The sequence below is a fragment of the Acetobacter sp. DsW_059 genome (assembly GCF_002153695.1).
GTDB classification, from domain to species: Bacteria; Pseudomonadota; Alphaproteobacteria; order Acetobacterales; family Acetobacteraceae; genus Acetobacter; species Acetobacter thailandicus.
The window spans coordinates 44,364-57,692 of the sequence record NZ_JOPI01000023.1 but is presented as its reverse complement, the minus strand read 5'-3'; the positions used below and the strand labels follow the sequence as shown (position 1 = coordinate 57,692).

At 52.3% G+C, this 13,329-nt stretch carries 9 protein-coding genes; 7 read left to right on the top strand and 2 right to left on the bottom strand.

Features of this window, described 5'->3' with window-relative positions; translation table 11 throughout:
• Window positions 1–14 precede the first annotated feature (14 nt).
• The 7 genes from HK25_RS05810 to HK25_RS05780 all read left to right on the top strand — a co-directional run bounded on the left by HK25_RS05810 (window position 15) and on the right by HK25_RS05780 (window position 8,401).
• Window positions 15–2,711: a penicillin-binding protein 1A gene (locus tag HK25_RS05810; protein ID WP_086635604.1), complete on the top strand. Its 2,697-nt coding sequence runs from the start codon at window positions 15–17 to the stop codon at window positions 2,709–2,711.
• 49 nt (window positions 2,712–2,760) lie between these two features.
• Window positions 2,761–3,892, top strand: a protein-coding gene (gene prfB, locus HK25_RS05805) for a peptide chain release factor 2 (protein ID WP_143216338.1) whose coding sequence is annotated in 2 segments (ribosomal slippage) — window positions 2,761–2,829 and window positions 2,831–3,892 — 1,131 coding nt in all. Because the reading frame shifts where the segments join, the coding sequence is not laid out codon by codon here.
• A gap of 426 nt (window positions 3,893–4,318) precedes the next feature.
• Complete coding sequence (locus HK25_RS05800; RefSeq protein ID WP_233127714.1) at window positions 4,319–5,026, top strand: energy transducer TonB; 708 nt, start codon at window positions 4,319–4,321, stop codon at window positions 5,024–5,026.
• A 101-nt stretch (window positions 5,027–5,127) separates the two neighbouring features.
• The gene (locus tag HK25_RS05795) at window positions 5,128–6,159 is read left to right on the top strand and encodes a MotA/TolQ/ExbB proton channel family protein (RefSeq protein ID WP_086635602.1); all 1,032 of its coding nucleotides are present in this window, start codon (window positions 5,128–5,130) and stop codon (window positions 6,157–6,159) included.
• A gap of 1 nt (window position 6,160) precedes the next feature.
• Window positions 6,161–6,586, top strand: coding sequence for a biopolymer transporter ExbD (locus HK25_RS05790; protein ID WP_086553528.1), 426 nt, complete (start codon window positions 6,161–6,163; stop codon window positions 6,584–6,586).
• 126 nt (window positions 6,587–6,712) lie between these two features.
• A complete protein-coding gene (locus HK25_RS05785) occupies window positions 6,713–7,153 on the top strand; it encodes a biopolymer transporter ExbD (RefSeq protein WP_086553527.1) in 441 nt (146 codons plus the stop codon).
• A gap of 3 nt (window positions 7,154–7,156) precedes the next feature.
• Window positions 7,157–8,401 carry a hypothetical protein gene (locus HK25_RS05780; RefSeq protein WP_086635601.1) on the top strand — a complete coding sequence of 415 codons (1,245 nt, stop codon included), beginning with the start codon at window positions 7,157–7,159 and terminating at the stop codon, window positions 8,399–8,401.
• A gap of 178 nt (window positions 8,402–8,579) precedes the next feature.
• Here the strand turns inward: HK25_RS05780 and HK25_RS05775 are convergent, their stop codons facing one another.
• Window positions 8,580–10,061, bottom strand: a complete 1,482-nt coding sequence (locus tag HK25_RS05775) for an efflux transporter outer membrane subunit (RefSeq protein ID WP_086553576.1) — start codon at window positions 10,059–10,061, stop codon at window positions 8,580–8,582.
• Between the two features lie 61 nt (window positions 10,062–10,122).
• Window positions 10,123–13,329, bottom strand: a complete 3,207-nt coding sequence (locus tag HK25_RS05770) for an efflux RND transporter permease subunit (protein ID WP_086635600.1) — start codon at window positions 13,327–13,329, stop codon at window positions 10,123–10,125.

Below are 13,329 nucleotides of genomic sequence, written 5' to 3'. Positions count from 1 at the left end.
GGTAAAAAGCCGGCATGACAAAAGATTCGTCTTCTGAAAAAAAGCTGACTGTGCGCAGTCCCCGTTTTCGTATCTGGCGCCGGGCCCTTGGCGCAGGCGCTGCAATTGTGCTTGTGGGCATGGCTGGCGGTGGCCTTGTCGTCTGGCATCAGTATGAGGAGCTGGTCTCCTCACTGCCAACAGTTGAAGGGCTGAAAAATTATCAGCCTGACGTGATGAGCCGCATCTATGCCTCAGATGATCGTATGATCGCTGAGCTGGCCAGTGAACGCCGTATTTTTGTGCCTTTCAGTGCTATTCCTGAACGTGTCAGTAATGCGTTTCTGGCTGCTGAGGATCAGAAATTCTGGACCCATAAAGGCGTTGACCCCCTGGCGATTATCCGTGCTGGTCTGACCGATCTTACGCGCGATAAAGGGCGCAGACCGATCGGGGCTTCTACGATTACGCAGCAGGTGGCACGTATTATGCTGCTGGGTACACAGTCTCTTTCTATGAAGCGTAAGGCGAAAGAGGCATTTCTGGCCCTGCGGGTTGAAGGGGTGCTGTCGAAAGAGAAAATTCTCGAAATTTATCTTAATGAAATTTACCTGGGCAGCGGGGCGTACGGTATTGCTGCTGCGGCACAGACTTATTTTAATAAGCCGCTTGATCAGCTTGATGATGCTGAAGCGGCTTTTCTTGCAGCACTGCCAAAATCACCAACAAATTACAACCCGGTCCGCTACCCTGAGGCTGCTCTTGGACGGCGTAACTGGGTTTTGTCACGTATGGTTGAAACCGGAGCCATTACAGCTGAGGCAGCCAAAGCTGCTCAGGCTGAACCTCTTATTCCTCATACGTTTGTGCGTCCTGGTCCGGCTCCGGGGTCTGAATGGTTTGCTGAAGAGGTCAGGCGCGAGCTGATCGGGCGCTATGGCCAGGAGACGACCATGCAGGGCGGGCTGGAAGTACATACCAGCCTTGATCCGGCCTTGCAGCTTTATGAGCAGAACGTGCTCAGGCAGGGGCTGATGGCTTATGACAGATCGCACGGCGGCTGGCGCGGTCCGGTTATGCATATTGCTGATATTGGTGCGGACACGCAGGAGGCAGAGTGGGTAAAAGCCCTTGGTAGCGTGGCTGCTCCTCCGGGTATGCTGGAGCAGTGGCGCTCTGGCATTGTGCTTGACCCGCTTAAAGGGCGTATTGGCTGGCTTGAGGGCTCAGTTGTGCGTCGTAATGCAGAAGAGGGCGTGCGTGTTTCTCAGACTGGTATCCTCCCGGCACGTGATCTGATCTGGGCCAGGCGCTCTCATCCTCTTCGGGCAGGCGATATCGTGATGGTTGAGCCTCAGGCCGGAGGGAAGAGCGTTGCGCTGATGCAGATTCCCCAGGTTGAGGGTGCGATTGTCACCATGAACTCACGCACCGGCCGCGTGATGTCACTGGTAGGGGGCTGGTCGTTTCGTATGTCGCAGTTTAACCGTGCCACACAGGCGCTGCGTCAGCCAGGCTCTTCCTTTAAGCCCTTTGTTTATCTTGTCGCAATGCAGCAGAATATCTCTCCTTCGCAGGTGTTTGATGATGCGCCTGTGACATATGGAGCCTGGCACCCAAGTAACTATGAGAAGGATTTCTGGGGGCCTACCTCGCTGCATGATGCGCTCAGAGAATCCCGTAATCTTGTGACTATCCGCCTGGCTGCGCATATCGGCATTAAAAACGTAGCTGCTATGGCTGAGGATATTGGCCTGGTACAGTCTATGCCTCATGTTTTGCCGGCGGCTCTGGGTGCGGTAGAAACAACTGTGTTGAGGGAGGCGGCTGCATACGCAACGCTTGCTGCCGGTGGCGCCAGGGTAACCCCGACATTAATAGATGACGTGCAGGACCGGGATGGAAAAGTGCTCTGGCACCCTGAGCAGCTGTCTCTTGTAACTGCCCCGGCCCGTGATGCGCACCTTGCTAAAGAGGGGGACGCCCCCGTCACACCGGCTGCATCTGCTGGTCAGCCTGATGCTATTTTCCCAACAGGTATGGGTCCGCAGGATGTTGTGACACCGCTTGCCGCAGCGGATGAAGCAAAGCCTGGTGTTGATGATATGCCTGTTTTGCAGGACAACCGCGTTCATGTCGCGACAGACCAGAGCGCGTTTCAGGTCACGGCTATGCTGGAGGACGTGATCCGCCATGGTACCGGGTATTATGCAGGTAAGGGTATAGATTACCCCGTTGCAGGTAAGACGGGCACAAGTCAGGATTTTCATGATGCCTGGTTTGCTGGTTACTCCCCTGATATCGTTACGGTGGTATGGGTTGGCTTTGATACTCCGCGTTCTCTTGGGCGTAATGAGACCGGCGGTGTGCTTGCTGCGCCAATGTGGAACAAAATTATGACGAAAGTCTTTGAGGGATATCCCAAACTCGATTTTCGTGTGCCGGAGGGTATCACCCTTGTTCAATACAATGCCGGGCGCAGTGTCGGGATAGACGGCTTTAAAGCCGGACAGATTCCAGGCGTCAGTGTCAGCCTTTCAGATAATGGTGCCTCTCAGGAGCTGACAGCCGCTGATACCGGTGCTGAGAACATGCCTGCGTCTGAAAGTGACATGGGTGCCGGTCCCGGCACGGGTGATATTTCAGGCACCGGTGCTGCACCGGGTGGGCCAGCAAGAACTGAGCCGTCACAGCCTTCGGGGGGTGACATTGGTATGGGTGGCCTTTATTGAGGTCTGAACAAGATCTGAATTTTTTTGAGTAACCAGGAGAACAGGTTCGATGTCGAGCGAGACAGATGCCCTTAACGACCAGATAAAGCAGTCAGTGGCACTGCTGAGGAGGCATCTTTAACTGGGATGTCGCTGAAGCCAGACTGGCAGAACTGAACAACCAGGCAGAAGACCCTGAATTATGGAATAACCCTGAAAAAGCACAGGAGCTTATGCGTGAGCGTACGCTGCTGGCCGGACAGATTGAAGGGGTTCTGGCCCTTGAACAGGGTGTGCAGGATGTCTGTGAGCTTGTTGAGCTTGCTGAAGCGGAAGGCGATGCCGACGTGGTGCAGGAAGCTGTTGCAACGCTCAGGGAATATGCTGAAGAAGTCAGCCGGCGCGAGACTGAAAGTCTGCTCTCGGGTGAAGCTGACAGTAATGACTGCTATCTTGAGGTTAATGCCGGGGCAGGTGGCACAGAGGCGCAGGACTGGGCCGAAATGCTGCTGCGTATGTATACCCGCTGGGCTGAGGCTCACGGTTATAAAGTGACCATGATGGAAAGTTCGGAGGGCGAGCAGGCCGGGCTGAAGTCTGTTACTATTCTGGTATCTGGTCCTAATGCGTATGGATGGCTGAAAACCGAAGCCGGGGTACATCGTCTGGTGCGTATCTCGCCTTTCGATTCAGCCGCACGCAGGCAGACCTCGTTTGCTTCAGTATGGGTCTATCCCGTAATTGATGATTCGATTGAGATCGAAGTGAATGATTCGGAACTGAGAGTAGATACTTTCCGCGCATCAGGAGCTGGTGGGCAGCACGTTAACAAAACTGATTCTGCTATCCGAATCACGCATATTCCGACAGGCATTGTAGTTGCATGTCAGACTGACCGTTCTCAGCACCGCAACCGTGCAACCGCCATGCAGATGTTGCGTGCGCGTTTGTATGAGGCTGAACTGCAAAAGCGCGAGGCTGCCGCCGCCGCGACTGAGGCTGCCAAAACTGATATTGGCTGGGGGCACCAGATTCGTTCTTATGTTCTTGCACCATATCAGATGGTTAAAGATCTGCGAACGAACGTTGAAAGCAGCAATCCCGGAGCTGTTCTCGACGGGGATCTTGATAGTTTTATGGCGGCTGCTCTTGCTGCAAGAGTTGGCGCAACGCGTTCAGAGGCAAGCGCTGTCGCACGTTAATATCAGATAAGAAGTTTTTATGACAAAGCAGGCTGGCGTCGCACAGCCTGCTTTATTTTTACCTGAAAATGTGGTGTTTTGAGGACGAAAATACGATTTTGTTTCGTATCATTACGATAGTGAATAAAATTTATGAAGAATTGTTCTGAGGGTGAATTGAGAAAATTTATTATTTTTTCAGAAAAAAATTGATGATGTGTATTTTTTTTGCTTATGAGGGTTTTTTTTAGACAAGATCATTCTTGACATAATGCCCCGCAGATAGGCCAATTGGAGGCAGGGAGCGGGTAGCTCATAATGCTGTCTGATCGTCCTGGTGCTGATGTGCTGCGTAACGGGTTATGACCCGACGGAAGAGATTTCGTCAGAGAGTAAGGATGCGACCAGTATCTGATGGCTGGCGTGGAAGAAGGAGGATACAGAAACATGCAAGACCTCGCACAACAGCAACATAAACCGGTGTCGCGTGCCATCGGAGCAGGAGCTGTTGTCGGTGTTATAGCCCTGATTATTACCGTCTTACTGCATATTTTTGCAGTGACAGGGCTGATCTGGGGAATGGGGGCAACAACAAGTGTGCCTGTGCCAAAGCCTCCTGTGAAAACCAGGATTGTGGAACCACCGCCACCACCGCCACCACCGCCACCGCCACCGCCACCGCCGCCGGTTATGACTGTGCCGCCGCCGCCGTTCATACCGCCGCCGAAGATTGAGGTGCCACCGCCACCTAAGCCACCGATCCGGCATGTCTCGCGTACGCCGCCAAAGGAGCCGTCTCCGCCACAGACTGTTACGACACCTGTGCCACCGGTCACCGAGGCTGCATCGAATACACCACCTTCTGACTCTCCGGATACAACGGCAGGGACATCACCGCTCAATAATGCGCGGCCTGTTTACCCGCCTGAGATGGAAGAGGAAAACATTGAAGGGCGTGTGACTGTTGTCTGTGATGTGGAAACAACCGGCATGACCAGCAACTGTTCGGTCAAATCGGTCCAGGGAGGCGATGCTTTTTCTCAGGCTGCACTCGATTACGTTCATAAGGCGCGTTATCGCCCGGCAACGAAGAACGGTGTGCCTGTCAAAGAGCTCCGTAAGGTCTACGTTATCAAATTCAGACTGGACGATTAAAGTCCGGTCGCTGTCATTGCTTTCGGGAAAATAACTACCTGATACCCACGCACCAGAAGCCTGGGTATCAGTTTGTAACACGAAGAAGGATTTTAGTTTTCATGATCAGACTGTCTCGTTTTCCGGTGTCAGGTCTTGTGGTTCCGGCTCTGGCTGTCATGCTGGCAACGACTGCTCCGGTTCTGGCGCAGGATGCATCAGCACCTGCCCCTGCAGCCCCGGCTGTTTCTGATCCTGCATCAGCACCTGCTCCGGCACCTGCTGATGGTACGGCACCTGCTCCTGCCACTGCCCCTGATGCTTCTGCCGCTGCTCCGGCTGCAGGCGATGCACAGGTTTCTCCGAGTGTAGCTCCTGACGCCGCGGCCCCTGCACCTGCACCTGCACCTGAAACCAAAGAAGAAGCTAACCCCTATGGTCTGGGTGCTTTGTGGTCAAACGGTGACGTGATTGCACGTGGTGTGCTGCTGATCATGCTGGTGATGTCACTGGGTACATGGTACATCATGATCGTGAAGTTCATTGAGCAGGCACGTCTGTTCAGCGCTGCAAAACAGGCAACAGAGAACTTCTGGACCAAAACGTCTATCCAGGAAGGAGCCAGCGCGCTTCAGCCTAAGTCTCCGTTCCGCTATATTGCAGAAACCGGTATCTCAGCTGCTGAGCACCATGAAGGCACCATGCAGGAGACTATTGACCTGAATAGCTGGACTTCTGTTTCTCTTCAGCGCTCAGTCAACAACATTCAGAACAACCTGCAGAAAGGCCTCGCCTTCCTTGGTACAGTGGGTTCAACCTCACCGTTCATTGGTCTGTTTGGTACTGTTTGGGGTATTTACCATGCGCTGACAGCTATCGGTATTGCTGGTCAGGCTTCTATCGATAAAGTTGCCGGCCCTGTTGGTGAATCCCTTATTATGACAGCAATTGGTCTGGCTACAGCTGTTCCTGCTGTTCTGGGTTACAACCTGCTGGTACGTCGTAACAAAGGTGCAATGGATAAAGTTCGTGATTTTGCTGCTGATCTGCAGTCCATTCTGATTGGTGGTGTTCGTCATGGTAATGCACCTAAAATCGTAGTGCGCGCTGACGATTCACAGACCACAATTACGACTTCAGAACGGGTAGGCTGATATGGGTATGTCTGTCGGAGACGGCGGGGGAGAGGATGAGGTCGTTTCGGCCATCAACACCACTCCACTCGTTGACGTCATGCTGGTGTTGCTGATCATCTTTCTGATCACAATTCCGGTTGCAACACACACGGTGAAACTTAACCTGCCGAAGGATATGAACCAGCCGACGCAGACCAAAAATGGTAACGTTGTGCTTGCAGTGACTGAAAACGGACAGGCATACTGGGACCAGACGCTCCTCAAGGGGCGTGCTGACCTGATGGCTCATCTGGATAAAGTTGCCCGCATGCAGCCCCAGCCTCAGATACAGATCAGAGGTGATGTAAAGGCCCGTTATGAGGCCGTGGGCAAGCTGGTTGAATCCTGTCAGGAGGCCGGTATCTCGCATATCGACTTCATTACAGAAAAACCAAAAGACGGCTAAACTGAAGTCAGGTTTTGCTTTTGCCATTATGGCAGGAGCAAAACCGTCTTCTTTCTGCTTTTTCAGTCTGATTATGACGCGTTGTCAGACTGAAAAAACAGAGCATTGGTGAGAAAGTAACAGCTTATGGGCATGAATCTCGGATCAGACAGCACGACTGAAGACGAAGGCATTGTTGATATCAACACCACCCCGTTGATTGACGTGATGCTCGTTTTGCTGATTATGCTTATTATTACAATTCCGTTGCAGACACAGGCTGTGTCGATTGACCTGCCTCAGGGGAATCCGCCGCCTCCGACGCATGAGGTTCCTGTCGCGACAATTGCGGTTGATTTTGACAACAGCATCACATGGAATGGTGCGCCCATTACCAGTGAAGATGACCTGCAGGCGCATCTGCGTGAGGTCGCGGCTGTGCCGGAGGATGACCAGGCCGAAACACATCTGCAGGCTAACCGTCTCGCAGACTACAAAACGGTCATCCATATCATGGCTGATGCTCAGCGCCTCGGGGTCAGGAAAATTGGTATTGTAGGCCTCGAGCAATTCACAGAAGGACAGTAATCTATGTCGTCTCATCTTTTACGCATCACGCTGGCTGCCTGTGTGGCTTTTTCAGTTGCACAGCCGGTTGCCCATGCGGCGGAAACGACTCTTTCTGCCGGGGTGGCCACAGCTTTGCAGCAGGCACAAACGGCTCTTGCCGGTCATAAATATGACCAGGCGATGAGTGCGGTTAATAAAGCTGATGCCATAAAGGGAAATTCAGAGTACGACACTTACGTCATTGCTCAGATGCGGGCCGCAGTTGCATCGCAGACAGGTAATCTGGCCGCGGCAACCGCAGCCTATGACAAGCTGATTGCGTCACCCCGTACGACAAAAGCTGCTAAAGAGCAGATGCTGATGTCTGAAGCGACAATGGCCTATAAAGCAGGTAACTATCCTGCAACTATTCAGGCTATTCAGCGTTATCAGCATGATTATGGCAATTCGCCAGTTCTCGATACACTGCTCGCTCAGTCATATTATCTGCAAAAAGATTATCAGGGTACAGTTAACCTGCTGACTCCCCGGATCGCTGCTGAGATTAAGAGCAAAAAAGTACCAGCTGAAGCCCAGCTGCAAATGCTGGCCGCCAGTGCGACAGCTCTGAAGCAGGATACTATCAGCACACATGCTTATGTTCTGCTGGCTACCTATTACCCTAAAAAGGAATACTGGGACCTTCTGCTGCATGGTCTGATTGTAAACCCAAAAATTCCGCAGGCTCTCCAGCTTGACGTTTACAGAATTCGCCTCGCTGCCGGTAACATTACCCAGGCCCGCGATTTTATGGAAATGACAGAGATCGCTGTGCAGAAAGGTATGCCTCAGCTGGCTCTTGATCTGATGAATCAGGGTTACAGCGCAGGTATTCTGGGCCAGGGTGCTGAAGCCAGCCGTCAGGCGCGCCTGAAAGCTCTGGTTGAAAAAGATATCGCTGCAAAAAAAGCATCAATCGCAGCTGACGAGGCTACGGCTCTCAAAGCAAAAACAGGCGATGCTTTGCTGACAGTAGGTTATAATTATGTGTCCTTTGGTGATGCCAGCAAAGGCCTTGACCTGATGCAGCAGGCAATTGCTAAGGGTGTGAGCAATGTTAATCTTGCTCGCCTGCAGTTAGGTCTTGCACAGCTACAGGCTGGTCAGAAAGATCAGGCTATCGAGACTCTTAACACAGTTGAAGGTGACGATGGCACGCATGACATCGCTCAGTTGTGGATCCTGAAGTTAAAATCTGCTGCTATTCACCAGGCTAGCAAAAAATAAAGCGTATTATCCCCTGCCTGTGTCCGTTTATTACCGAGACGCAGGCAGGGTGACCTGGTTTGACCCCTGAAAATTTATTATTTGCTGTAGCGATGCAAAATATTTTGCAGCGTAATGCGTTGCTGCATGCACAACGTCTTAGACTTTTGCCGTTTATCGACAGACCTCAGAGAGGAGATCAGGCCGGAGCCTGACCTTTCTCACGGGTGTTTTGATTTGTGGCGGGTTCTGTTGTGTGTTCTTTCCAGCCACCGCCGAGTGTGCGGTAAACCGTGACCAGGTTTTGATAATTAGCAACATTCACGGTGATCTGTGACTGACGCGCCTGCAGATACGAGCGTTGTGAAACAAGCGTTGTCAGGTAAGAATCTGTCCCTGCATTGAAGCGTTTCTGTGCAAGAGAAAATGCATCAGCCGAGGCACTGACCAGGGCATTCATCTGCTTTTGCTCGTCAAGATATGCTTCACGGGCAGCCAGTGCATCTGCGACCTCTCTGAACGCTGTCTGCACAGTTTTTTCGTATGTGGCTATCTGCGTGTTGCGTCGGGCTTTCGATGTTTTCAGGTTGCCGCTGTTAATGCCCCACGTCCACAGAGGGATCTGAATCTGGGGGTTAAGGCCCCAGGTTGTGGCAGCTGAGGTAAAGAGTTTATTGAACTGAAGGCTCGAAATACCATCATTAGCTGTCAGTGTGATGCGGGGAAAGAATGCTGCTCTTGCTGCCCCGATATTTGCCTGAGCTGCCAGAAGGTTGTGCTCGGCAGCGACGATATCAGGTCTGCGCTCAAGCAGGTCTGATGGCAACCCGGCAGGCAGGTCAGCCAGCAATGTCTGCTGACCCAGCGGGCGGGGAGCGGGCAGGTCAGCGGGTAATGGGGCGCCAATCAGCAGAGCAATCAGGTTTTCATCCTGAGCGAGCTTACGCTGGGTATCAGCCTTAAGGGCGGCGCTCTGGCTGACCTGTGTTTCAGCCTGTCGTACGGTCAGTAAATCTGCCTCACCATTGCGGTATTTAGCCTGTGTGAGTCGCAGGGTGTCCTGCTGGCTGGCAAGAGTGCTATTGGCCAGATCAAGGGTTTCTTTATCTCCAAGCCAGGTGATGTAGGCGATAGCAACCTGTGAGACAACGCTTATGAGCATGCCCTGCAGAGAGGACTGTTTAGCCAGTGCATTTTCAGCGGCCTGGCGTGACAGGCTGCGAATACGTCCGAAAAAGTCAATTTCGTAAGACGAAAAGCCAATGCCACCCTGGTAGTATTTAAAAACCCGGCCATCACCAAAGGCTGCGTTATTGCTTTTTCCGGCATCCAGTCCTGGTGCAAAGGTCAGACCAGCGGCATCAGAAGGGGCCTGATACATTGGCCCGCCGGTAGCAGAAATTGTCGGAAAAAGGCCAGCATGCTGCGTATCATAAAGCCCCTGAGCTTCGCTGATATTTGCAGCCGCTTCACGCAGGTCGCGGTTTTCGCGCAGGGCAATGGTAATCAGGGCCTGCAGGCGCGGGTCAACAAAAAAATCTTTCCAGCCTATGTCGGTAGCAGCCTGCTGCAGGCGTGGGTTACCCGTGTTCTGGTAAGCAGGCCACGAGGTCGCCAGCGGCGGAGCAGGGCGCTTATATTTAGGGATCATGGTGCACCCCGAAAGCATCCCCCCTGCCATAGCAAGGGAGAGTGCCTGCAGGCGCAGGGGGGTGAACGAGGAGAGTAAAGTCGGCATATGTTTAGTGCCCCCCATGAGAAGGCTGTGAATCCTGGGTATGCTCCTGCTTTTCACTCAGGCGTTTTACCCGGAAAAGACGCAGAACAGCCACGAAGAAAACAGGAACAAAATAGACAGCCAGTAATGTCGCTGTTGACATCCCACCCACCACGGCTGTGCCAATGGCCAGACGAGAGGCCGAACCAGCACCGGTTGCAATGGCCAGCGGGAAAACACCGACAACAAAGGCGATAGAAGTCATCAGGATAGGACGCAGACGCTCACGTGCCGCGGTGTTTACTGCTTCTTCCAGGGTTTCACCTTTTTCAAAGGCAGCCTTAGCAAATTCGACAATCAGAATGGCATTTTTAACAGCCAGCCCGACTGTGGTCAGAAGCCCGACCTGGAAGTAAACGTCGTTATCCATGCCGCGGAACAGGGTTGCGGCAATAGCACCCAGAACACCCAGAGGCACAACCAGAATAACAGCAAACGGAATAGCCCAGCTTTCATACAATGCTGCAAGGCAGAGCAGAATGATAATGCCTGCCAGCGCATATAGCGGCCCGGTTGAAGAGCCGGAGGCCAGCTGCTCAAATGAAAGGCCGGTCCACTCATAGCCGATTCCTTTAGGCAGCTTTTTCATGATGTCGAGCATCGCAGCGATTGAATCACCTGAGCTGTAGCCTGGTGCAGGCTGGCCAAGTATTTCGTATGAGTTGAAACCGTTATAGTTTTCAACTTTTTGCGGGCCGACAATCCAGTTAGCTGAGATAAAGGCATTCAGCGGTGTCATTGTGTCGTTGACATTGACGACCACACTGCTGGCGTTATTGCTGCCAGCTGAGGTGCTGTTGCCGTTATGAACATACCATTTGTTCAGATCATATGGCAGCATACGGGCATCAGGAATACCCTGAATATAAACCTGCTTTACGCGGTCATTGCGCAGAAACTGGTTTACATAGATCGAGCCCAGTGCCCCCTGAATGGTGTTGTTGATACTGGCGATTGTAATGCCAAGGGCATTAGCTTTTTCGCGGTCAATATTGAGGTTGTACTGAGATGCATCTTCCATACCGTTCGGGCGAACAGCTGCCAGACGCTTGTCCTGTGCGGCCATGCCCAGAACCATGTTACGTGCAGCAAGCAGTTTCTCATGTCCAAGGTGGCCGCGGTCTTCAAGCTCAAGGTCAAAGCCGGTAGCGTTACCCAGTTCCAGTACAGCAGGAGGGTTAACAGCGAAGATCTGGGCCTTAGGATTGGTCCAGAAATGATTCATGATGCGGTTTGCAATAGCCGTTGAGGTTTCCTGGGGTTTTGTACGCAAATCCCAGTCTTTCAGACGGATAAAGAATGCCCCGGCACTTTGCCCCTGACCTGCAAAGTTAAAGCCATTCACAGCATAGACTGATTCAACCAGGTTTCCCTCGGTTTTAAGAATATAATCTGTGACTTCATGGTTGATACGGGTGGTTTCTTCCATAGGGGTGTTAACAGGCATTGTAATCTGCCCGAACACCAGCCCCTGATCTTCATCAGGAAGGAAGCCGCCAGGCAACTTTGAAAAGAGAAAGATAACGCAGCCCGTGACGAGGAAGAGCCCGAGAAATGACAGGGCCAGATGCCGGACCAGAAAATTGACACCATGAAGGTACCCACGGGTCATCTTTTCAAAGTTACGGTTAAACCATCCGGCAAGACCGGTCGTTTTTTCATGAGAGCCAGCTTTGAGCATAGTTGCGCACAAGGCCGGCGTTAACACCATAGCGACCAGTACTGAAAGCCACATGGCAGAAACAATGGTGATTGAGAACTGCCGGTAAATGACACCGACAGAGCCAGAGAAGGCTGCCATGGGCAGAAAGACTGCTGTCAGGACCAGAACGATACCAACAAGAGCGCCTGAGATTTCATCCATTGAAACTTTTGAGGCCTCAACGGGTGACAGTTTGCTCTCTGTCATCACACGTTCAACGTTTTCAACCACAACAATCGCGTCATCGACCAGCAGACCAACGGCCAGCACCATGGCCAGCATGGTCAGAGTGTTGATCGAGTAGCCCAGTATGTTCAGCAGGCCAAAAGTGCCCAGAAGAACAACCGGCACAGCGATTGTTGGTATCAGTGTCGCCCGGAAATTTTGCAGGAAGATCAGCATGACCAGAAAGACCAGGCCAATAGCTTCAAGCAGGGTAATGACGACTTCCTGGATCGAAAGAACAATGAAGGGCGCCGTATCGAGCGGATAAACAGTCTTCAGGCCTGGCGGGAAGAATTTTTCCAGTTCACTGATTTTCTCTTTAACCGCAGCTTCGGTGGAGAGCTGGTTTGAACCAGGTGCCAGCTTAAGAGCCATACCAGAGGCAGGATGGTTATTGTAGAAAGAGTCAGTGTTGTAGGTCTGAGGGCCCAGCTCAACAGTGGCGATGTCTTTGATGCGCACCTGTGAACCATCAGGCTGCACTTTCAGAAGAATCTTTTTAAACTGCTCAGGGTCTGTCAGACGGGTCGGGCCGATAATGGTGGCATCGAGCTGAATACCTTTGCGTGCCGGCAGGCCACCCAGCTCACCTGATGAGACCTGAAGGTTCTGGTTCTGAATGGCAGTTTGTACGTCTGTGACAGTCAGGCCGTAATTGAACAGCTTGTCAGGGTCCATCCAGATACGCATGGCGTATTCTGAGCCGAACAGCGTATGGTCACCCACACCTGTGATACGGCTGAGGGGATCTGAGATGTTAGAGGCCACGTAGTCGGCAATATCGCCGCCATTCATGCTGTTGTCAGTCGAGATGAAGCTGACCACCATCATGAAGTTTTTAACAGCTTTGGTGATGCTCAGCCCCTGAGCGGTAACTTCTGACGGCAGTTTTGGCTGCGCCAGCTGAAGTTTGTTTTGCACCTGCACCTGGGCAATATCAGGGCTTGTGCCCTGCTCAAAAGACAGGTCAATTTCCATCTGTCCGGAAGCATATGACTGTGCAGAAATATATTCCAGATGGTCAAGGCCGAACATCTGCTGAAGAATGGGGCGTACAACTGTGTTGTTTACCGTGTCAGCAGAGGCACCGGGGTAAGTGACCGAAATGGCTATCTGTGGCGGCGCAATGCTGGGATACTGCGCAATAGGCAGCCGGAAAAGCGACAGGCCACCAAGCAACATGATGATAAGGCTGATGACCCATGCAAAGACGGGTCGGTCAATAAAAAAACGAGCCAGGGACAT

What these genes read in the sequence shown, in the direction of transcription:
- HK25_RS05810 (WP_086635604.1), top strand. Translation starts at nt 15, where the DNA reads ATGACAAAAGATTCGTCTTCTGAAAAAAAGCTGACTGTGCGCAGTCCC.
- HK25_RS05800 (WP_233127714.1), top strand. Translation starts at nt 4,319, where the DNA reads ATGCAAGACCTCGCACAACAGCAACATAAACCGGTGTCGCGTGCCATC.
- HK25_RS05795 (WP_086635602.1), top strand. Translation starts at nt 5,128, where the DNA reads ATGATCAGACTGTCTCGTTTTCCGGTGTCAGGTCTTGTGGTTCCGGCT.
- HK25_RS05790 (WP_086553528.1), top strand. Translation starts at nt 6,161, where the DNA reads ATGGGTATGTCTGTCGGAGACGGCGGGGGAGAGGATGAGGTCGTTTCG.
- HK25_RS05785 (WP_086553527.1), top strand. Translation starts at nt 6,713, where the DNA reads ATGGGCATGAATCTCGGATCAGACAGCACGACTGAAGACGAAGGCATT.
- HK25_RS05780 (WP_086635601.1), top strand. Translation starts at nt 7,157, where the DNA reads ATGTCGTCTCATCTTTTACGCATCACGCTGGCTGCCTGTGTGGCTTTT.
- HK25_RS05775 (WP_086553576.1), bottom strand. Translation starts at nt 10,061, where the DNA reads ATGGCAGGGGGGATGCTTTCGGGGTGCACCATGATCCCTAAATATAAG.
- HK25_RS05770 (WP_086635600.1), bottom strand. Translation starts at nt 13,329, where the DNA reads ATGTCCCTGGCTCGTTTTTTTATTGACCGACCCGTCTTTGCATGGGTC.